This is a genomic window from Lysinibacillus sp. NPDC097868 (assembly GCF_044761135.1).
In the GTDB taxonomy this organism is placed as follows: domain Bacteria; phylum Bacillota; class Bacilli; order Bacillales_A; family Planococcaceae; genus Lysinibacillus.
Window position 1 is genome coordinate 1,843,983 of the sequence record NZ_JBIWBS010000001.1, and the last position, 22,432, is coordinate 1,866,414.

At 37.0% G+C, this 22,432-nt stretch carries 20 protein-coding genes; 3 read left to right on the forward strand and 17 right to left on the reverse strand.

The features are described from left to right. The first annotated feature begins 78 nt into the window (after positions 1-78). Entirely contained in the window at positions 79-1,011 is a 933-nt protein-coding gene (locus tag ACIQXJ_RS09115) for a C40 family peptidase (RefSeq protein ID WP_403052414.1), read from the forward strand. A gap of 223 nt (positions 1,012-1,234) precedes the next feature. On the opposite strand, the gene ACIQXJ_RS09120 is transcribed toward ACIQXJ_RS09115, so the two are convergent. Next, positions 1,235-2,620, reverse strand: a complete 1,386-nt coding sequence (locus ACIQXJ_RS09120; protein WP_403052417.1) for a UDP-N-acetylmuramoyl-tripeptide--D-alanyl-D-alanine ligase — start codon at positions 2,618-2,620, stop codon at positions 1,235-1,237. 216 nt (positions 2,621-2,836) lie between these two features. Continuing rightward, a complete protein-coding gene (locus ACIQXJ_RS09125) occupies positions 2,837-4,234 on the reverse strand; it encodes a Mur ligase family protein (RefSeq protein WP_403052419.1) in 1,398 nt (465 codons plus the stop codon). Positions 4,235-4,385: 151 nt separating this feature from the next. On the opposite strand from ACIQXJ_RS09125, the gene ACIQXJ_RS09130 reads away from it, so the two are divergent. Further along, entirely contained in the window at positions 4,386-5,591 is a 1,206-nt protein-coding gene (locus ACIQXJ_RS09130) for an ATP-grasp domain-containing protein (RefSeq protein ID WP_403054869.1), read from the forward strand. A gap of 192 nt (positions 5,592-5,783) precedes the next feature. Here the strand turns inward: ACIQXJ_RS09130 and ACIQXJ_RS09135 are convergent, their stop codons facing one another. From ACIQXJ_RS09135 to ACIQXJ_RS09165, 7 genes are all read right to left on the reverse strand, one after another. Beyond that, positions 5,784-8,036 (reverse strand): YheC/YheD family protein, encoded by a 2,253-nt coding sequence (locus ACIQXJ_RS09135; RefSeq protein WP_403052422.1) that lies wholly within the window; start codon positions 8,034-8,036, stop codon positions 5,784-5,786. 114 nt (positions 8,037-8,150) lie between these two features. Further along, the gene (locus ACIQXJ_RS09140; RefSeq protein WP_403052425.1) at positions 8,151-8,582 is read right to left on the reverse strand and encodes a hypothetical protein; all 432 of its coding nucleotides are present in this window, start codon (positions 8,580-8,582) and stop codon (positions 8,151-8,153) included. Between the two features lie 343 nt (positions 8,583-8,925). Next, the gene (locus tag ACIQXJ_RS09145) at positions 8,926-9,258 is read right to left on the reverse strand and encodes a DMT family transporter (RefSeq protein ID WP_403052428.1); all 333 of its coding nucleotides are present in this window, start codon (positions 9,256-9,258) and stop codon (positions 8,926-8,928) included. 12 nt (positions 9,259-9,270) lie between these two features. Then, entirely contained in the window at positions 9,271-9,597 is a 327-nt protein-coding gene (locus tag ACIQXJ_RS09150) for a DMT family transporter (protein ID WP_340824701.1), read from the reverse strand. Further along, positions 9,594-10,133: a TetR/AcrR family transcriptional regulator gene (locus tag ACIQXJ_RS09155; RefSeq protein ID WP_403052431.1), complete on the reverse strand. Its 540-nt coding sequence runs from the start codon at positions 10,131-10,133 to the stop codon at positions 9,594-9,596. The genes ACIQXJ_RS09150 and ACIQXJ_RS09155 overlap by 4 nt, the downstream gene beginning before the upstream one ends. A gap of 137 nt (positions 10,134-10,270) precedes the next feature. After that, on the reverse strand, positions 10,271-11,785 hold the full coding sequence (locus tag ACIQXJ_RS09160; protein ID WP_403052434.1) for an ABC transporter permease/substrate-binding protein: 1,515 nt from the start codon (positions 11,783-11,785) through the stop codon (positions 10,271-10,273). Further along, a complete protein-coding gene (locus ACIQXJ_RS09165; protein ID WP_403052437.1) occupies positions 11,778-12,734 on the reverse strand; it encodes an ABC transporter ATP-binding protein in 957 nt (318 codons plus the stop codon). Before ACIQXJ_RS09165 ends, ACIQXJ_RS09160 begins: the two co-directional genes overlap by 8 nt. 420 nt (positions 12,735-13,154) lie before the next feature. Between ACIQXJ_RS09165 and ACIQXJ_RS09170 the strand changes: the two genes are divergently transcribed. Next, complete coding sequence (locus ACIQXJ_RS09170) at positions 13,155-13,913, forward strand: glucosaminidase domain-containing protein (RefSeq protein WP_403052440.1); 759 nt, start codon at positions 13,155-13,157, stop codon at positions 13,911-13,913. 90 nt (positions 13,914-14,003) lie between these two features. Here ACIQXJ_RS09170 and ACIQXJ_RS09175 read toward each other — a convergent pair whose 3' ends face one another. The 8 genes from ACIQXJ_RS09175 to ACIQXJ_RS09210 all read right to left on the reverse strand — a co-directional run bounded on the left by ACIQXJ_RS09175 (position 14,004) and on the right by ACIQXJ_RS09210 (position 22,432). Continuing rightward, positions 14,004-14,819, reverse strand: a complete 816-nt coding sequence (locus tag ACIQXJ_RS09175; RefSeq protein ID WP_403052443.1) for an NlpC/P60 family protein — start codon at positions 14,817-14,819, stop codon at positions 14,004-14,006. Beyond that, positions 14,816-15,601 carry a serine hydrolase gene (locus ACIQXJ_RS09180; protein ID WP_403052446.1) on the reverse strand — a complete coding sequence of 262 codons (786 nt, stop codon included), beginning with the start codon at positions 15,599-15,601 and terminating at the stop codon, positions 14,816-14,818. The genes ACIQXJ_RS09175 and ACIQXJ_RS09180 overlap by 4 nt, the downstream gene beginning before the upstream one ends. A 7-nt stretch (positions 15,602-15,608) precedes the next feature. Beyond that, entirely contained in the window at positions 15,609-16,538 is a 930-nt protein-coding gene (locus ACIQXJ_RS09185) for a S66 peptidase family protein (protein WP_403052449.1), read from the reverse strand. Next, positions 16,535-17,482, reverse strand: coding sequence for an ATP-binding cassette domain-containing protein (locus ACIQXJ_RS09190; protein ID WP_403054871.1), 948 nt, complete (start codon positions 17,480-17,482; stop codon positions 16,535-16,537). Before ACIQXJ_RS09190 ends, ACIQXJ_RS09185 begins: the two co-directional genes overlap by 4 nt. Continuing rightward, positions 17,472-18,533 (reverse strand): ABC transporter ATP-binding protein, encoded by a 1,062-nt coding sequence (locus tag ACIQXJ_RS09195; RefSeq protein ID WP_403052452.1) that lies wholly within the window; start codon positions 18,531-18,533, stop codon positions 17,472-17,474. The genes ACIQXJ_RS09190 and ACIQXJ_RS09195 overlap by 11 nt, the downstream gene beginning before the upstream one ends. 11 nt (positions 18,534-18,544) lie before the next feature. Next, entirely contained in the window at positions 18,545-19,519 is a 975-nt protein-coding gene (locus ACIQXJ_RS09200) for an ABC transporter permease (protein WP_403052455.1), read from the reverse strand. Then, entirely contained in the window at positions 19,519-20,463 is a 945-nt protein-coding gene (locus ACIQXJ_RS09205; RefSeq protein ID WP_403052458.1) for an ABC transporter permease, read from the reverse strand. The genes ACIQXJ_RS09200 and ACIQXJ_RS09205 overlap by 1 nt, the downstream gene beginning before the upstream one ends. A 142-nt stretch (positions 20,464-20,605) precedes the next feature. Beyond that, complete coding sequence (locus ACIQXJ_RS09210) at positions 20,606-22,432, reverse strand: peptide ABC transporter substrate-binding protein (protein WP_403052461.1); 1,827 nt, start codon at positions 22,430-22,432, stop codon at positions 20,606-20,608.

Below are 22,432 nucleotides of genomic sequence, written 5' to 3' on the forward strand. Positions count from 1 at the left end.
CTTTTTCATGCTACGATTATTGCAACAGCAAGCAAACAGATATGAATTTACTGCTCGCTTACAGGAGGTAAAAACAGCATGAAAAAACAATTCTTAAAAACTACACTAGCATTATCGATTGGATTTAGCTCATTCGGAATCGTTCAAGCATCCATTGAACCAATCAAAGTTGAGGCTGCAACGACAAATGCACAACATAATGACAAAGCTGTCGCAGCGAAAGCTGAGCAACTTATTCAAACAGGAAAAAGTTTAATTGGTAAGGCCACATATAGTAATTCAGTTTACAAGTCTACATATCCTTACAAGTTTTCTTGTGCTTCATTTATTATGTATATTTTTGAAAAGAATGGAGTAGATATTGGGACTTATAATGAAAATTATATGATCCAGCAAGGGACATTTGTTCCTAAAAGCCAATTGCAAAAAGGCGACTTAGTTTTCTTTAAAAGTAAAAAAACGGGCACAGACCCCGATCATGTAGGCATGTACATTGGAAATAACAAAATTATTCATATGGCTGATTCCAAGCAAAATATCGTCATTTCGGATATGAGTAGTAAGCCTTATTATACTGACAACTACGTATCTGCACGAAGAGTATTACCAACATTACTATCGGCTAACCCTGCGACGAAAGGCGATACAGTTGTTGAAAATGCATTAACTTATAAAAATAAAGTAACAATAAGCTCATTAAATAAAGAACAAAGCTTACGTTTTACAGCACCTGGTTTCGTAGAATATGTCTATCGTAAGAGCGGTGTAAAACTTGGCGCAACAACCTTAAAAGAACAAATGGCTAAAGGAACTACGGTATCACGCGCCAATTTAAAAAAGGGCGACTTAGTGTTCTTTAATAGTGTGAAAGGGTCAAAAAACCCTTCCCTTGTAGGTATCTATGCTGGAGATCAGCGTATCATCATTCCAACTTCAAGTGGTGTTACTACTAGAGTACTCTTTGTTGATTACTATAAAGAGCATTATTTAACAGCAAAACGCGTATTTTAAGAAAATCAGCTGCTATTTGACAGCACGACGTCTTATCTTCACTCTATAAAAATAATAAAACATAGCATACAAGCAGTGTAATTACCACGCTTTGTATGCTATGTTTTTGATATAATCAGCGGAACCTTACATTACCGTAAAATGGATTTTATCTAAGCACATAAGGATTCTTTCGCATAAAATAGCTACTGATGAGTAGTCGCTAGTACGGCCTTAGAAAAGGCTATTTTTCCTTTAATTGATTAGCAAATTCAATCATGGATCGACTAGACATAGGGCCCTTTATTAATACAATCGTATCTTTATCAAGTTTTGCTTTAAGTATTTCTAGTACACCTGTGACATCTTTAAATATATGAACCTCCGCAGTTGTTCCATCTTTTTTTGCTTGAGCTGCTATATCTTCAGCTCTTTTTCCAATCGTAATAAGCATTTGAACATCTCTCTGTGCCACCATAGAACCAATCTCACGATGATACTTTTCTTCGAAAAGACCCAATCGCTTTATATCACCTAATATAAGGATTATTTTTTTATCTTTTCCTATCGTATCTAAAACCTTTAAAGCAGCTTCAACCGATGTTGGGTTATTCGTCCATGTATCATCTATAATGGTACTTTCACCGATACCAGTTGAAAATTCCAGGTGCCTTGCCATCGGTTTAAATGTTTTTAAACGCGAGATTGCAGTTTGGATAGACACTCCCATTTCCTTTATAGCTGCGATAGCCGCTAGCGCATTATACACTTGATGTTCTCCGTAACCAGGTACAAAGATCGTATACTTTTCATTAGATACTTGCAGGATAAATTTCATGCCGTTGTTCGTAAATTCAATGTTAGAAGCTTTGTAATCTGCATGCTGCTGAACGCCAATAGTGATAATTTTCCCTTTAAATTTATGCAAGGGTACTTTTTTTGTATTTTCATCATCACCATTGATGATTAACGTGCCATCCTCCGATAACCCTTCTAAAATTTCAGCTTTCGCTTTTATATAGCCCTCAAGATTTTTACATCCATCTAAATGATGCACACCAATATTTGTAATAATTCCAATTGTTGGTTTGTAGATCATACATTGATGTTTGATGTTACCTGTATTCCCCAGACCTAGCTCAAATACAGCTGCTTTCGTTGTTTTATCGATGCCCGTTAAATACGGTAAAGATTGGCGAGGCTCATTTTTGCTACTAACTGATGCCTGCACATTCCAATCTTTACTTGCAATATGTTTAATCATTTCTTTTGTTGTTGTTTTCCCACATGTTCCGGTTAATGCGACAACTGGTATATCAAAAAGGCCTCTATAGTATTCAATAAACTTCCAGTACGCCTGCAAAGTACTTTTTACTTGAATAACGGTTGTATTATCGAGTGCGTTTTTAAGTTCATTTAAAGGTTTATCTGAAATGACGAGGGATGGCCCCTTCTGGTCGATTTCCTTCCAATTAATAGACTCACTTTTATTAATGAACATTAGTGTATTTTTCTGTGTCAAATCATGGCGGTTATAATAAATAGCATGTTTGACAAACCACTGCTCAGAACCGCTTACTAAAACCCCTTGTAGTAACTTTCTAATCACAGTCACACTTATATTTTGCACGTTAACTCCGTCCCCCCTCTCATTATTATAGTATGAAAAATGATAGCTAGAAGTTTGGGTAAAGGAGCGTATCCATCCCTATTTCTAGCAACGACTATTATTTGTTGAATTACTTTATCTTTTATTCAGAGCGCTCCTTTCTAGTAGATTACTATACAATATTATTAAATGACCTCATGTGACACAGTATTTATCCTGTTGTCATTGCATCCATCATTACTTTGTATCTCTAAATGATTTTTTTATTTTTAAATCTGCTGCCAGATTGGAAATTTGTTTACTATACATATCTCCTTTTATCAGGACAATTGTATTTTCATCTACTATTTCATGTAATAACTTATAGACGAGTGTACTATTTTTAAAAGTATAAACAGGGTCTCTAAATCCTAGTTTCACTGCATGATCAGCCATAATTCGGGCATGCTCTCCTATTGTAATTAGCACATCTACACCAATGCGATTGATTAACTCTCCTGCTTGCTCATGGATAACATAACCCCACGATCCTAAATCGGTGATCGTTCCAATAACGGCTATCTTTTTCATGCCCTCTCCTACTGAATTTAAGACCTTTAAAGCTGCTTCTAATGAAGTCGTTGTTAAACTCCAAGTATCATCTATTAACAGTGAATTATTAATGCCTTCAAAAAGTTGTAGCTGCTTTTTCATTTTCTTGAATGACACTAATTGTTTAATTGCTAAAGAAATCGGTACATTTAATTCATTAATAGCAGCAATCGCGGCTAATGCATTATATACTTGATGCTCTCCAAATCCAGGGACGAAAACGTCATATTTTTTCATATTGTGATGCATCGTAAACTGCATGCCATTTTCAACATACCGAATATGACTTGCTTTAAAATCACATGATGCATGCTGCCCGATTTTAATAATATCTCCCTTGAATTTCGACAAATCGATTTTTTTAATATTTGCATCTTCCGCATTGAGAATTAATGAACCTGCTGGATTCACAATTTCAACCATTTCGCCTTTTGCCTGTATATAGCCATCTAACGTTTTACAATAGTTTAAATGGTGGGCTCCAATGTTGGTAATAATGCCGATAGTCGGCTTGAAATACTTTCCTGCATTCCTTACATCCCCAGGTGATCCAACCGCTGTTTCAAAGACAGCAACTTCTGTTTCATCATCGATGCTAAGTAGATATTGCAAAGAAGCTGTTCTAGAATTACTGCTTAATGTAGTTGCAGCAACTTCTTTTTCAGCAGAAAGAATATGCTTAATCATCTCCTTCGTTGTTGTTTTTCCAGAGGTACCGGTAATTGCAATAACAGGGATTTCAAATTGACTACGATAATAATGTACAAACTTCCAGTAGGCCTCATCTGCATTCTCTACTTGAATGATGATTACTTTTTGAGGAATTTCATCCTGACTATACAAACGATCTGTTACAAGTACTAGTGGGGAAAGCGACTCTAGACTTTTCCAGTTGATAATGCGTTTGTTTGTAAAAAGTGCAGTATACGGTTTTTTAACTTGTTTTAGTCGATATGCGCCATACTGGATCAGCACCTCATCCGACCCTTGCAATAATTTACCTGCAGTAATCGCTGTTAAATTCTTCACCGATAGAGGCTTCATATCAATTCACACTCCTTTCATTTCTATTATATGAATAGACACAAAAGTTGCTTGGATGTAAACATGATACATAACTAGAAGAAAACTATTTCACAGCATATATATAAAATGTATATTAATAATCCAAGTGCCAACTGAAGGAGTGATTATACTGAAGGCAATTATATTTATAGGTACAAACAAATCTGGATCTAGTCGTGAAGCGATAAAAGCAGCAGAAAAATTGGGTTACTTTACGGTACTCTTCACAAACAATACAAAACAATTACAACAGAGAAAAGCCTATCCAGACATTCATAAAATGGTTCTTATCGACACCTCCAATATAGAAGAAATGATAGAAGAAATTCACAATTTGTTTGATACCGGATTAGAGATAAAATCAATTGTTAGTTTTGTAGACCCATTTGTTCATATTGCCTCTATTTTATGTGATGAATTTTGTCAAAACTATACGTCATCATCTGCTATTGAAATGATGGAGGATAAAGAAAAAACAAGGAATATCTTAAAGGATCAACCTTATTCCCCTAAGTTTGTTCTAAAAAAACCACACGAATCATTTACAAATAATATGGTATTCCCACTAATCGTTAAATCACCTAAATCAACAGGCTCTAAAGACGTACTGTTTGCAACAAATAAAGACCAACTCGATACACACCTCACATTTCTCCAAAACAAAAATCCTGGGGAAACCATCATGATTGAAGAATATATTGATGGCCCTCAATATTTAGTTGAAGCTCTGGTTTATAAGAGCCAAGTTCATACGATTGGTATTATTGAACAAGAGATTACACAAGGCAAGCGATTTATTATTACAGGCTATGGTGTACTCGCAGAAGTACCACCGCATATTCAAAAAGGAATTGAAGAGGTGCTCCATTCTATCGTTGATGTATTTGATATTGAAAATGGAACATTGCATTTAGAACTTCGTTTAACAGATAACGGTTGGAAGCTCATTGAAATTAATCCTAGAATTTCTGGGGGCGCTATGAATAACATGTTACATGCTGCATTCGGATTTAGTTATGTGGAAGAAACACTTAAGTTATTTTTAGGTGAACAACCTAATATAAACCCACGCCATAATAAGTTCGTTTTCACAAAATATGTGATTGTAGAAAGTAAAGGTGTGTTAGAAAGAGTAATTGGAAGAACTAGGGCTTCAAAATCAACAGGTGTTGTAGATGTCTATGTAAAACCTAGAAAAGGAACAATTTTAACCCCTCCATTATCTATGGGGCATCGCTATGCCTACGTCATTGCTGAGGGCAAATCGTTAGTTCAAGCTAAAAATAATGCCATAACAGCCGCTAAGGAAATCAAATTTCTAATAAAAGCCTTATAAATTTTTCAATACACTTGTTAAGATTACAAATGAAGCAGTTTTTGCGGATGTGGCTTTGTCCTGCTACATCCGCTCTAAAATTACGCATCCAAGTACGACATTCAATTTATACATATCATTTTAAATACAGCACAAACATAAACAACCCGAGTAGTTGACCTATCAATTTGGCAACTGCTCGGGTTATGTTATTTATGCTTTAAATGTTTTATCTAAAAATTTAACCGTTTCAAACATATTAGTTTTACTTGCGCCCTTCACGAGAATCGTGTCATCAGGCTTAATAAGTTCCTCCAGCAAGGCATGCAAATGATCTTTGTTCGTGTAATGATATATGTTCTCTTGTTTCATCCCTTTAGCCTTTGCTGCTGCACCAATTTCTTCGGTCCTGAACCCATAAGTAATTAAAAGATCAATACTTTGGTCAGCAATATATTCACCCAATTTACGATATTCTTCTTCTCTTAAATCTCCTAGTTCCCGCATCTGACCAATAATGGCAATCCGCCTCTTCTTACCGACATTTGTCAATACTTCAAGAGCAGCCCTTACACCTTGAGGATGGGAATGCACAGTGTCATCTATAACCGTTATATTTTCACGACAGTTATAGACTGTCAGCCTTCTTGGCGGTTTTTTGAAATGTAAACCTGCTTTTATTTCCTGCGGCGTAAACCCTAAATAATCAGCAACTGCGATTGCATTTAGCGCATTATATACATGATGTTCTCCTAATATTGGAATAAATAATTGGATTTCCTGCCCTTGGAGTTTCATTTTAAAGGACATGCCATTTTCTTTATATTGAATATCGTAAGCTCGATAGTCTGCTTCCGTCTTCACTCCAGTTGTCAGTATTTTCCCTTTAAATTGATCAGTCAATAAATATTTCGAGTTTTCATCATCTTTATTTAAGATAAGTAACCCTTGTTGGTCCATACCTTGAATCAATTCTGATTTAGCTTTCGCAACTAGTCTCACATCACCATCAAAGTTACCAACATGAGCAAGACCAATATTCGTTACGATACTAATATTCGGTTGAATAATACTACAGTGATTCGTAATAATCCCTGGATAGGCCATTCCGTATTCAAGAACGACGGCTTGGTGGGACTCATTAATTTCTTCAGCATGTTTTTTAGTATGCTCGGTCGTATTCCAATAATCTTTAGATTCGAATACATTCCATTTTTTAGATAATATAGACCCTAAAAATGCCTTCGATGTTGTCTTCCCTGCACTTCCAGTAATTGCAATAATCGGTTTATCGGTTTTTGCATCTATATAACTTGGCTTTGGCTCTACCGGCTGAGGCTTTGACTCTACAACCATAGGCTTTTGCTCTACTGGTTTAGGTTTAGAATCTACGAGTTTTGGTTTTTGTTTAACCTTCGCTTTTTTTACAGGTTGGTGGTTTTCTGCTAAGTATTTTGCATAGCGAATTGAATGGATCACGACATCTAATTCTAAATAAAATGCTGGTGGACAGCCTGGACGCCAGTTTACTTCATAGACCCAAATTCTTTGTTGCGCATCTAACCCAACATCAATCCCAATTTCATCAATGACTTCTCCAAACTTCGTCATCTGAATATCATCTAAATGGCGTGCCAAAGATAATGAAAAATGTTCTAACATTCGTCGTATATTATAAGCTTCTTCCTGAAATTCCTGCTCCAAAAATGGATCTAAATAATTTGTATATCCTCCGTTATTTATATTTGGAATAATCGAGCCATGTGGCGCTATTCGTGGATAAACTGTCGTCACAACCCATTTTCCCTCACCATTTTTTTGCACATGTAGACGAAAGTCATATACTTGACCCGATTTCATTTTTGATTGAATATAAGGTTGCATAATAAATGTTCCTGTAGCAAGTAGTTCATTTACTAATGCGTTTAGCTGGGGTTTTGAATACATACGGTTATCGCTATTTTGCCGTACCTCGAAATTATCCCCTATTTTTATAATGAAATAAATTCCTTTACCTTTCCGACCATCAATCGGTTTAAATACTATTTTTTTATGATGGGCAATATAACTATGAAATACATCGATGTTTTTTACTATTTCTGTAGGAATAATATATTTATCAAATTCTTTGGCTTCTTTTAATCGCTCCATAACATTCCATTTATTTCCTATAGAATGTGTAGTAAATGGTATTTCCTTTTTCAATCTCTCTATAATATCTTTCGACACCGATAATTTTTCTGGACTTCCAGCATTATAAATGACATCTGGAAAGGGCATCACTCTTTCATGCCATTGCCCATCTTCTAATACCTTCCCATCGATAGTACGGTTGTCAAAGTTTACCTTTCTAGGTGTAAAGTAAAAAAAATCTACCCCTTCTGCTTTTGCAACTGCTGCATATGCATATGACTTGAGAACAGTTTTAGGATCTAGACGATGATGCAACATCCCTATAATTGTCATGCGTTAATCTTCCTTTCTATAGATTCTTTCTATTAAATTCAGATTACGCAGCTTGCATATGGACAGATGCTCTAGTTTTTCAATTATTTTAGTAGTTTTACCATAGAACGTTTCTTACCACTTAGGCTCAATAATGAATTTCTTTTTTAATAAATCAGGATTTAATAGCTGTATAGCTGAAATACTTCCTAATTCAATAGACTTTTCTGTACTTGTTCTTTCTAGTCTTACAACATCAGCAATTGAGTTCGTTTCATTGCCTTCATAATCATAACCTCGTAACAGTGAAATGGTTCCTCGGCAACGCTCCTTATCAATTTCTTCTATACGGAAATACTCTGTTTCAAATTGTTTGACAGTATCTATTAATCGTAAATGTGCTCCATTGTGCGTTATTAAAAAAAAGGGAATGGTATCACTACCAACTATTTTCACAAGAAGCTGACCATAATATTTCGAATGAAAATCTGTGATTATATCCTGAAGTGCTTTTATATCGAATAGCGCTTCACTTACAAAGTGGTTTCTTCCTTTTTCAACACCCAATTTCCCCAGCCCCTTCCTATTCCATTTTCGCAATGTATCATTACTCGAACAGTAGCAAAAATTTTATTTGTCCTTTCTCGTTATAATATGTACGTTATTGAAATATGACGACATAATTTATAAGGTGACACTAAAAAATAACAGCGTTTTACAAAAAAAAGAATGCTAGGAGTTTACCTAGCATCCTTCACACTATTGATATGAAATTTCCGCGAAGTATTGCATTAATTCCGCGGTTCAGTGCGATTTTTCCGCAATTCTATGTATTAATTCCGTGGTTCGCAATGGTTATTCCGCGATTCTATGCTTTAATTCCGCGATTCGCAATAGGTTTCCCGCGATGCTAATGTGCATGATGTTGATTCCCTTGATTGAGCAGTATTACACCACCGATGATTAATGAAATGCCAATTGCTGTATAGAGATTAAAAATATCTCCCCAAATGACAATGCCTAGAACGACTGTTAAAGCTGTCCCAACCCCTGACCAAATCGCATAGGCTAAACTTAATGGTAAAGTTTTTAAACATAAAGACAAGCAGTAAAAAGAAATGCCATAACCAAATGCAACTGCGAATGATGGACCAAGTACAGTAAATCCTTCAGATAGCTTGAGCATTGTTGTCGCAAACACTTCACAGACAATAGATATCGTTAAATATATATAACCTTTCATTTTCAAATCCCCCTAATGGCTTCCGCCGGCGAGGTTTAAAATTACCACACCGATTATAATCAATAAAATGCCCGCAAGCTTTTTGACATTAAAATATTCTTTATAAAAAACCACGCCAACAACAGCCGTTAACGCTGTGCCTAATCCTGCCCATACCGCGTAGGCAGTGCCAATCGGTAAAGATTGCAATGTTAATGATAAAAAATAAAAGGCAGCCCCATACCCTATGACAACGCCTAGTGAAGGTAACAACCGCTTAAATCCTGCAGTTAGTTTCAACATTGAACTGGCAAAAACCTCCGCAACTATTGCAATGAATAAAAAACCTAATGCACTCATGTTTGATCGTCCTTTCTCGTCATTTGCAATAATTGATCAAAAACAGTTTCAGTTACTTGCTTAGATACTGGTGCGATATTTAATAACTTGGAATAATACAAACCATCAATCGTTAAGCGAATCATATGAACGATTGATGAATCAAGGCCATCGTGTAGCAGACTTTCGAGTAATTGCTCATAGGCAATGGAAATTGAGTTATCGTCATTATAGAGAATTTGAATAGCTATATTAATCCAAGCTCCGTCTTCATAATCTTTTTGTGAAGCTAAGATAAACCCCCTTGTTCTTTTACCAGTACCATGCTCCAGCTTAGTTAGTGCTTCAAAAGAGTCGACAAATTCTGTCATAATGGTTTGCGCAATAGCCGAATAAAGGTCATCCTTGGATTTGAAATGATACAGAAGACCACCCTTACTGATATTCGCCTTTTGGGCAATTTTGTCCAACGTTAAAGTATGTAAATCATGTTCCTTTAAATATTGAATCGCCGTTTGGATAATATGGGCACGTTTTAAATCTGCCTTCGATGACATCGTATCCCTCCTTAAAAACTTCTAATAAAAACCGTCTGGACGGTCTTTTTTTATTGTATAACGTCACATGAAGTATCGTCAACAAAGAAAGTCCCAAATAGTATGCACTATTTGGGACTTTCTCTACACGTTCCGACTTACAGCAATCCTGCATTTTCTAAAAATGTCCGTGCTACATCTTCTATATTTTTTCCTTCAACATTTACTTGATAATTCATTTCACGCATTTCGTCATCTGTTATTTGATTGGCAAGCTTGCCTAATACCTTTTCAAGCTCAGGATACTTTTCGAGTGTTTCCTTTCTTAACAATGGCGCACCTTGATATGGTGGGAATAGCTGTTGATCATCTATTAAAACAGTCAAATCATATTGTCGTAGCTCACTATCAGTTGAATATGCATCTAATAAATCGATACTGTCTGATTGAATAGCTTGATATCGAAGCTTTGGTTCCATCGTTGTAATAGAAGCAATATTAATACCATAGCGCTTTTGAATGCCTAAATAGCCATCTTCACGATCATTAAATTCTAACGTAAAGCCCGCTTTGATTGTGTCTTGAATAGCTTTAATATCTGATATCGTTTGTAATTGATAAGTTTCAGCCATTTGTTTTGAAACAGCCAATGCATACGTATTGTTGTACTGCATTGGTTTGAGCATGACCATATCGAATTTTTCCAGCATGCCTTCTTTTGCTTGTTTATAAACATCCTTTTGGTCATTATTTACCGCTTGCTCTTTTAAAAACTCTGCTATTGCTGTACCTGTAAATTCAGGATAAATATCGATGCTTCCTGATTTAAGTGCATTAAAGACAAAGGAAGTTTTACCAAGTCCAGGTTTTAATTGCACATGTAAATCTGTGTCATTTTCAATTAATAATTTGTACATATTAATCAGTATTTCTGGCTCAGATCCAAGTTTCCCCGCAATCACAATATCCTCTTTGTCATTAAAGTTTAAGAATGGCAACACAATTAACACAATTGCCGCCACACAAATCGCACTTAATGCCGTAACTGTTCTTTTAAATGACAGTGATTCTAGCTTTTTCAATAGGTAATCAAATACTAATGCTAAAATAGCGGCTGGTACAGCACCAAAGATGATAAGTGATGTATTATTGCGGTCAATACCAAGCAAAATAATATCTCCTAACCCACCAGCACCAATTAATGCTGCTAGTGTGGCTGTGCCGACTATTAAGACCATCGCTGTCCGTATGCCCGCCATTATGACAGGCATCGCCAGTGGCAGTTCTACCTTCACTAATCTTCTTGTTGTATTCATCCCCATCGCCATTGCCGCTTCCTTTAAAGACGGGTCTACTTCATTTATGCCTGTAAATGTATTGCGTAAAATGGGAAGAAGCGCATAGACTACAAGGGCAATAATAGCAGGTGTTTTCCCAATACCAAGCAATGGAATTAACAAACCTAATAGAGCTAATGAAGGAATTGTTTGTAAAGCTGCACTAATTCCAATAACGCTTTCTGCTATTTTCTTTTTATTCGTTAAATAGATTCCTAGAGGTATAGCAATAATGACTGCAAAAAAGAGGGCAATGAAAGAAATTTGGACATGCTCTATTAATGAAGCAATTAGCTGGCCTTTGCGTTCATTCAAAACGTCAAAAAAATTAGTCATTTGCATCACCTCGTTCTGAGGCTAAAAACTGCAACATGGATTGCCTTGTAATGATTCCAATTATTTCAATATCCTTTTTCACTACAACACATTCTCGTTGAGCCAATTGCTGAAGAATGCTCTGTAAGGAATCTTCTACAGTAACACTATATTTAACATAATTTTGATGTTCCTCTTCAGCAAATGGTTCCATTACTTGTTGAATGGTAAATACACTGAACGGATTATCCTTTATCCCAATAAATTTTTGTACAAAATCATTAACTGGATTTTGAATAATGTCTTGTGGCGTACCGATTTGGACAATTTCCCCATCCTTCATCACACATATTCGATCCCCTAGCTTCAACGCTTCTTGCATATCATGGGAAACAAATACGATTGTTTTTTGTATCGCTCGTTGAAGCTCTAGAAGATCATCTTGTAATTTTGTACGACTTATTGGATCTAGTGCACTAAATGGCTCATCCATTAATATAATTTCAGGATCTGCGGCCAATGCACGAATAACACCAACCCGTTGCTGTTCACCACCCGAAAGCTCCTTTGGCTTGCGCTCACTATATTTGTCTGGTTCAAGCCCTACCATTTCTAATAATTCACGAACTCGCTGCTGGATTTCTGACGTGTTCCATTTTTTCATTTCAGGGACAACAGCAATATTTTCTTCTATTGTCATATGTGGAAAAAGAGCAATTTGTTGGAGCACATAACCAATATTCCATCGTAGTTCATGTATGTTATAATCGCTAATTCTTTTACCGTTAATTCGTATTGTTCCTTCAGTTAAAGGAATTAATCGATTGATCATTTTTAGTAGTGTCGTTTTTCCACAACCACTAGGGCCTATAATGACAAAAAATTCTCCTTTCTGTATTTCAAGATTGATGGAATTCACTGCAACTTGGTTGTTTTCATATGTTTTCGTAACATTCTCAAATGCGATCATGATCTAAGCTCCTTGTTAATAAAAAGTTCTCACTTTTTTTGATAAATTGGCTAGCACCGCTCGTCTCTCCAGTATATCTTTCCACATTCTCAAGAAGATAAACTGCAAAAAACGCCGTACTTCTACCGAACATCCTAACCACTCAATTCTCACTACCCTATTTTACATAATTTTATATTAAAACCATAAAAGAGAATTTCGACTTTTTATATTATAACGATATCCTTTTCTCATACATTTCTTAGACACAAACACAAACATAACGAAACTTTTTCTTGTTAAAGTTCGTTCTATTAATTATGAATTCTAATGAAAAAACGATGCTTTTTATTATCTAATTGTTTTACAATAATAAGAGAGTAATCTATTTTCGAGAAGAAAGGAGGAAGGTGTTGCAAATATTCAACATCTATAAACGACATGAGATTATTAAAAAAACTGTTAATCGGTATGGTTGTTATAGCATCCGTAATCAGTATTTCCACTTATATGATGATCCAGCTATTCAAGCCTGCAAATAATCCCGTACAAGAATATGTAGATGAAGGTCCGAGTGTTGAAGAATTCATTGGTTCCATTGCAGAAACTGCAAGACAGCTTGGAGCAGAAAATGACCTCTATGCATCTGTGATGATTGCACAAGCCATTTTAGAGAGCAAGCAAGGAGAAAGTGGTCTTGGTGCGGCTCCTAATAACAATCTATTTGGCATGAAAGGCAAATATCAAAACGATTCCGTGACACTTGAAACATTTGAGGATGATGGCTCTGGTAATCTAACAACTGTGATGGCTGAATTCCGCAAATATCCTTCCTATGAAGAATCCATGAAGGATTATGTCCATTTACTTCGCAACGGTGTATCCTGGAACAAAAATTTTTATACTGGGGTCTTTAAAAGTAATACAAAGTCCTATACAGATGCGACAAAATTTTTAACAGGCTCCTACGCAACGGATTCAACATACAACGAAAAGCTAAATAGCCTAATTGCCAAGTACGACTTACAACAATATGACAGCCCCGTAAAAATAAAAAAAACAATTACAGTTGCGGATGGTGACTCTCTGATGCATATTGCACAGGCTCATAATGTCAAGGTCACATCTATTAAGCAATGGAACCAGCTTCGCACAGATACTATTGAAGCTGGGCAACAATTAAATATTTATCAATATTGAGAAAAAAAGCTACCTAAAAAATAGCAACCTTCGAGGTATTCAACGTCCCGTCCGTTGAATACCTCTTTTTTCATCCAAGATTCATAGGTCTTAATAAAATAAGCTCCCAACGGCTGTAATGGTCGTTGCTAAATCTTTACGATATAACACATGCTGTTCATCTAGACTATTAATATTAACCTCATTGCCACCGAGCGATGAATGTACATACAGTGTCTGGCCAATATACATTGCAACATGGCCAGGGAAAAATAATAAATCTCCTTTTTGCATTCGTTCAAATGTTATTTCTTTAATTGGAAAACCTTCAACGATTTTAGCATCACGGAAAATCGTCACACCATTTAGCATATAGGCTATCGAACACAGGCCTGAGCAATCAATGCCAAGCGGTGACTTTCCTCCCCAGCGATACGGGGTTGCTAAATAGCTAAGTGCCGTTTGCACGACATTTTCTCGGAATACAGGCTCCGCAAGGCTATTTTCTGCAACTTTTTGGTGCAGCCATTGTTGACGTAAATAACCTATTTCTCCTGTCGCCAATTGAATTGCTGCCCATTCTTTACTTAACGTCTCATCTGAAACGACATGCACAATTGACCCTTTTACGAATGTCATGATTATCGAGCTTTGAATTTTCGGTGCTTGTAAAACATCTGCAAAACGCTGGTTAATAACATGTTGGGCTTTTAGAAGCCAAGTACTTGTTTTCATATCATCTATTAGCAAATTCCTTTTTTCACAATAGCCTTCGTAGCGGTAGGCAGTTTGAATTCGCACCCAATCGTTCGCTAGCTCCTCTATAACTTGAACAGCCATACCATAAAGGACTTCATCAATCAGCTCTGAAGCACCATCTGGTTTAGCATGTAAATTCGCAATCATAGCAATGACAATTGCATTCATGGCGCCTCTCCTTTCAGTCCGATTAGATTGTCATAAACGGCCTTTGATAGATGACCTATTATTTGCCGAGCGATATCATTTTCAGTAACTTCTGTAATAAATACGCCTATACAATAATCTTGAACGTCACTGTAAACAATTCCTACATCGTGGTCAACACTATCAAGACCACCTGTTTTATGGGCTATTTCCACATCATCGGCTATATACCGTCTTAAAGATTCATGAAAACGCTGGCGACACAAAATATCAATTACAAGCTGACTAAACACAGGATTTAGTAGATCTTTTGCATAAATTTTGCTAAAAAGATGTGCCATATCACGCGCAGAGGTAATATTGTCCACACCTTTTGCTAGTCGCTCAAAGTCCATCATTTTTCGTTGCACTTGTGTATGTTTTAGGCTAATTTTACGAAAGAACTTATTAAGTGTATCCATACCGATAAAATCTATTAATACATTTGTCGCTGTATTGTCACTTGTCGCAATCATCCACACTAACAGTTCATAAATCGTACTTGTCGTTAATTTTTGTTCACTAATAACACTATAATCGACCCAGTCCTCGCGACTTATCGTCATAACTTGATCTAAAGGCACATTGTGGTTTTCTAAATAATCCAATACGGCAATGAGTATTGGCACTTTAATTAAGCTTGCACTAGAGAATGGTTCATCTATGCGTTCTGTCATCATGAACTGATTCGTCTTCAACTCTTTCACAAACATATGCACTTTGTACGGAGCATCATCTATAATATGTTGAATCGTCTGTTGCATAGTTCACCTACCCTATAACTTTAATTTTTTGCGTTTCTGCGTGTACGGTAATTGTCCGCCCTAAAGGAAGTGACATCGTCGGTAAACAGTGACCACAGGCAAGGTCCATTAAAATTGGTTTCTTTAACGGTTTTAAAATCTCCTCAAAAATAGTGTTTAGTGATAAGCTACGCTCTGGGTGCTCCGGATTTTCAGGACCACAATTCGTCCATGCACCTAGTAACAGCCCTTGTGCTTCATCGAGCTTACCAGCTAATTTTAACTGTGTAAGCATGCGATCTACACGTTGCTCGCTCTCATCTATATCTTCTAAAAATAAAATCTTACCCTTTGTATCAATTTCATACGGCGTGCCTAGTGATGCCGTTATCAATGTTAAATTACCGCCTACAAGTTGCCCTGTCGCTTTACCCGTAACAAGTGTTGTCATTGGTTGTTGTGGTGGATTTAGCAGCAAGCAGTTGTTATCTGTTGCCATCACCTGCTTAATAAACGAATCCCACGTAAATTGATCCATGTTTTGTGCAATAAATTCCGTCGATGGCATGGGCGTATGATAAGTAACAAAACCACATTTTTGATTAAAGGCGATATGTAATGCCGTCACATCGCTATAACCTGCAAATACCTTTGGATTTTCTTTAATCATGTCGAAATCAAGTCTAGGTAAAATTTTCGTTGCCCCGTACCCTCCTCGTATACAGAAAATCCCATCCACATGGGGATTACGGAACATTTCATTTACATCATGCGCACGAAGCTCATCTGAACCAGCTAAATAACCATGTCTTGCTCGACATGTTTCCCCCACTATTACGTTAAAACCGAGTTTCTCAATACTAGCGATTGCGGGGTATAGCTTTTCTGGTGGCGTAGCACCTGAAGCACTGATAAGTCCAATTGTATCCCCTTCTGTCAAAGCTTTAGGTCGAATCATTCGCTTACCTCCACTTTTTTTAATGTACGGTAATTTTCGATTTCCTCTTCATTTGCTAAAACAAAATGCCCTTGCTCAACTTCCACAAATGAAGGTGGCGTCATATCATATCGATGCTGTAATGGATTATAAACTTCTACTACTTTCGCCCGCTCCTTATATGGATTTGGCTCAGGTACTGCTGATAGCAACGCCCGCGTATATGGATGAATTGGGTTAGTAAATAGCTTTTCTGTCTCTGCTAACTCGACAATATTCCCTTTGTAAATGACGGCAGTACGATCTGTAATAAATCGTACGATTGATAGATCGTGGGCAATGAATAAGTATGTTAAGTTATTTTTTTCTTGAATGTTCGATAGCAAATTAAGCACTTGCGCTCGAATGGACACGTCTAGTGCGGAAATAGGCTCATCCGCAATAATAAATTCAGGCTCCATCACTAGTGCACGCGCAATCCCAATGCGTTGACGCTGACCGCCAGAAAATTCATGAGGAAAACGACTAGCGAATTCAGGCAATAGGCCAACATTTAATAACGCATTTTGTACTTTTTGCTGTCGGTCATCCTCATCTTTAAAATTTTTCGTATTCATCAGACCTTCAGAAATAATATAGTCCACCTTTGCCCGTTCATTGAGCGATGCCATCGGGTCTTGGAAAATCATTTGAATTTTTTGCGTAATTTCACGGTCCCAATCTTTTGTGATTTTGCCGTTAATTTTCTTGCCATGATACAAAATTTGACCACCCGTTACTTCATTGATACGCATAATGGCACGGCCAATGGTCGTTTTTCCTGAGCCAGATTCACCTACTAAGCCGAATGTTTCGCCTTTATAAATATCGAAACTAACATTGTCAATTGCCACGAACTTATTTTTCCCTTTACCAAACACAATGTTCAAGTTTTTCACTTCGACTAATACTTCTTTATTGCCCATTGGCATACAGTCTCCCTTCTTCAAAAAATGCTTGTAGTGCTGCGGGAGGTTTTACTTTTGGTGCACGAGAATCTAATAGCCATGTACGTGCATAATGTGTCTCACTTACTTGAAAAAATGGTGGACGTATTTCGTAATCAATCTTTAGAGCAAATTGATTGCGCGGGGCAAAAGCATCACCTTTAATTTCTTTAAAAAGGTTTGGTGGGGTACCCTTAATGGCGTAGAGCTGTTCCCCCTTCAACCCAAGCTGAGGTAAAGAAGAAAGAAGTGCCCATGTATATGGATGCTTACCATTAAAAAATACTTCATGTGTGCCACCAACTTCGATAACATCCCCTGCGTACATCACAGCGACACGATCTGCGACTTTTGCTACAACGCCTAAGTCATGTGTAATAAAAACAGTTGTCAGTCCGTATTTTTGCTGAAGATTTTTTAGAAGCTGTAAAATTTGTGCTTGAATAGTTACGTCCAGTGCTGTCGTTGGCTCATCACATATTAAAATTTTCGGCTTGCATGCGAGTGCAATGGCAATGACAATCCGTTGGCGCATTCCCCCTGAAAATTCGTGAGGGTATTGCTTATAGCGTTTCTCTACATTATAAATACCGACATCCGTTAATAATTTGAGTGTTTCTGCATATGCACTTTTGCCTTTTAGCCCTTGGTGTAACACAACACACTCCTCTATTTGCTTACCGATTGTTTTTAAAGGATTCAAAGATGTCATAGGGTCCTGTGTAACAATTGCTATTTCTTTACCTCGGATATTCAACCACTGTTGTTCCGTTTTAAACTGCGCTAAATCCATATCGTTATATAAAATTTGCCCTTGTTCGATATAACCGTTTTTATCGAGTAAGCCCATGATTGATTTCATGAGCACTGATTTACCTGAACCCGATTCTCCAACAATGGCAAGGCTTTCACCTTTATATAAATCAAGGGAAATATCTCGAATTGCTGTGAGAACTTGACCACGAAGTGTAAATTTGATGACTAAGTTTTGAATCGTTAAAATACGGGATTTTGTTTGCTCCACTACCATTTCAATCCCCCCTATACATGATTTTTAGGATCTGCTGCATCTGCAAATGAATTACCAATAATATAAAATGCTATTGTAATAATACTTAGTACAATACTTGGGAAAATTAACTGATACCTCAAATCTGGTGACATCATCAGAACACGACCTTCGTTGATTAAATTCCCTAATGAAGGTTCACTAATGGGTAATCCTAAGCCGATATACGTTAAAAATACTTCTGCCCCAATTGCAAATGGAATCGCCAAACTCATCCGAAGCATGATGACAGATATTAAATACGGTAGTAGATTTTTAATAATAATTCGATAGTCCGGTGTCCCCAAACATTTTGATGCTAAATTATATTCTCGATCTCGTAAAATAACAATTTGATTACGGATAAAGCGCGCCATTTCTACCCAGCCTGTAATGCACATTGCAATAATAATGGTCGAAATGCTAGGGCGTAATATATATGACATTAAAATAAGGACAATCGTTGTTGGTATATTATCTACTACGTTGTAAAGCTGAGTAATCGGCAATTCTAATTTACGAGAGAAGCCCCATAGTGTGCCGATTGTAATCCCCACAACCGCTTCCACTAATGCGACAACACAGCCAATCATTAACGACGTCCTTGTCCCAGCCCAAATACGAGACCATAAATCTTGCCCAATCGAGTTAGTGCCAAACCAAAATTCCGCGTTCGGTGCAATATTACGTGCCTGTAAGCCCGTTTGTTCATCGAGGTATATTTCAGTTGGTGATTTTTGTGCGGGTAAAAATGGCTGAAAAATAGTGAAAGCTACAATGATACAAACCATTACTAATAAAAAGACAGCCACGCGGTTTTTCAAAAAGGATTTCCAAGTAGAACGCCAATAGGAATAATTGGAGTAGGCTGTTTCTTCCGCCTGACGATCATTAGCTTCAAAAAATTCAAATAGTTCTGCACGAGATTTGTCTGATATATTATCTATCTCTTCTGTATAAATGCTCATTAGCGTACACTCTCCCCTTTCCCTAATTTAATGCGTGGATCAACGAGTGCCATGGCAATATCACCTAAAATCAAACCGATAATACCAAGTGATGAAAAAACAAGCACTAAGCCTTGTACAATCGTATTATCTTGCCGTTGAATAGCATCAACTAGTAATCCTCCCATTCCTGGAATAGAGTACAAGGATTCTATATAAATAGAGCCAGTGATTGTAAAAAGGATTGTTGCTGGCAAATATTGCGCCATCGGGATAAAGGCATTTCGCAGTACATGACTAAACATCAACGTGCGCTCTTTTACTCCTTTTGCACGTGCTAGCTTAATATAATCTTTGTTTAATTCATCTACCATGTAACGGCGCATCCACATTGCGTAGGAGGCGGTCGGTGCTAACGCCATTGACGTAAGCGGTAATAGCCAAGTAATGGGCCTATATTCATCAAAAAGCATTGGCAAATGAAAAATGTCCGTAATATACATTTGAATTACTAAGTAATACACTGCTGCTGGTACAGCTACGACAAAAACAATGTAGCCAGTTCCTAGTCGATCCAACCAGCGTCCCTTCATTTGAGCCATCAAAATGCCGAGTGGCATACCGATAAGAAGCGATAAAGCTACAGCTCCTAATCCAAATAACAATGAATACGTTATTTTATCTGAAATAATTGTGACTACAGGAACATCCGTACGATATGTAACAGATTTGCCTAAATCACCTTGAAATAAATCCACATAAAAATTCCCCAATTGCACAGGTAGTGGATCACGTAACCCTAAACTTGTTAAATAAGTTTCCTTTTGAGCTGGTGACATTTTCTCGGCCGCTGCCCCTAAATATCCTTCTTCGGGCATTAATCGTAATAATGAGAACACAATCGTGATAATAATAAACAGTGTGATAACGGATTGTAGCAAACGCTTTCCTACATACCACAACATACACAAAACCCTCCCCTCCATTTAAATAATTTTACAAAGCATGAAGGAGATGCCGAATCAGCATTTTCGGTCATCTCCTCTGTATTGAAAAATCACCACTTTTGCTCACTGATTGAATCTTGGTAATGATTAATTCACTCTTTTATTTTGTTGCATTCGTTAATGCATTCGCACGTTCCTGCTCCCACTGTGCCAAAGCTGCCTTAAACTCATCGTTACTCATTGGTTTTTCTAACACTTTTTGCCCTTTAAACTTCTCTGCTGTCACACCAAATGGTGAGTATTGAGCTTCAAAAGGATTTAGTTTTGAAGCAACATAACCGCTGCCACCAACGGCGTATGGAATTACAAACGCCTCTTCAATTAGGAAGGCTTCCGCTTTGGCAAATAAGTTATAGCGTTCTTCCGTCTCAATTGTTGCCTTCGCTTTATCCAATAAATTCAAGTAGATTGTTTGACCATTTGCTTCTGTATACCCTTCCGCTAATTCCGGCTTATTGTAAGTGCCATCTACGCTAAATGGTTCTGTATACGTTGACGGATCCGCATAATCTGGACCCCAGTTTGCTTCTATTAATGCAAATTTACCTGGACGTCGAACTTCTGATAAGAAGCCTGTCGATGGACCCGCTTCTACGATAATATCAACGTAGTCCGCACCTAATAATTTTTCGATTTGTTGCTCAATAACTTGTGTACGATTTGCCCAATCTGGCATCCCAGAGTTATATGGCATCAATACCTTTACTGGGAATGTCGCTTTCCCTTCCAGCGCTGCCATTGCTTTTTCCTTAAACTCTAATGCTAAATCTTTGTTAAAGGAATCATTGCTTGTAATCGCAGCTAAAGGTTCAAGTTGTGTATAGTCAACGCCTTCAACATCTACAAAATTTTTCGGTGTGATTGTATTACTTAGTAAATCTTGAGGATTAAACGGTTCGACTGTTAGCATCGCTGATACACGATCAAATGCATGGAATAATGATTTTCTGAAATCTTTATTATTGACAGCGACCTTCCAGTTATCAGGTTCATATTCCGCATCGAATTGCGGATTAAAGTTTAAAGCATAGAAATACGAATAAAAATTATTTTGCGTTTGACGTACTTGCGATTTTTTCTTGTCATCATTGAACCATTCGTCAATAATGGATGTTGGAATATCTGCTGAATCGATTTCGCCACGTAAAAATAGCTCTGGAGCAACTGTTGCCGCTTCTTTATTATACTTATAGCGAATTCGATCAATTAGGACATTATCCTTATCCCAATACGTGTCATTTTTCACAAGGACACGCTCATTTTGAGGTTCAAATTTGTCTAATATATATGCACCGTTATAAAGGAAGTTCTCACGTGTAGTCCCAAACTTATCACTTTTTTCAGCTAAAAACTTTCCATTTACAGGGAAGAAGCAAACATAGTTCAACATCGAAAGGAAATAAGGAGTAGCCGCCTCTAAAGTATATTCGACCGTCGATTTATCGATCGCCTTGATTCCCACCTTCGAAAAATCAGTTAGCTCACCGTTATAGAACGCTTCACCATTTTTTACAACGGTCGCACTCCATACGGTAGAAGATTCATTTTTTGCATCTAACACATAATTGAGGCCATCCACAAAATCTTGGGCCACAACATCGGCATACTCCTTACCTTCATGCGTAACCCATTTCACATCATCACGTAGCTTAAATGTCCAAACAGTTGCATCTTCGTTTGATGACCATTCTTTCGCTATGCCTGGTTGAACGACACCATACTTATCGTATTCAATTAGCCCGTCAACTAAATTTGCAGCGACAGCAAATTCATTTGTTTCAGATGTTTTTAAATAGTTTAATGTTTTAATCTCTCCTGAATAAACGACCCGGTACTCAGATTTTTTTTCTTCCGAAGAATCATTACTACAGGCCGCACAAAGTAAGGCGACTAGACATACTAAAAGAAACCATTTCCTTTTCATCAT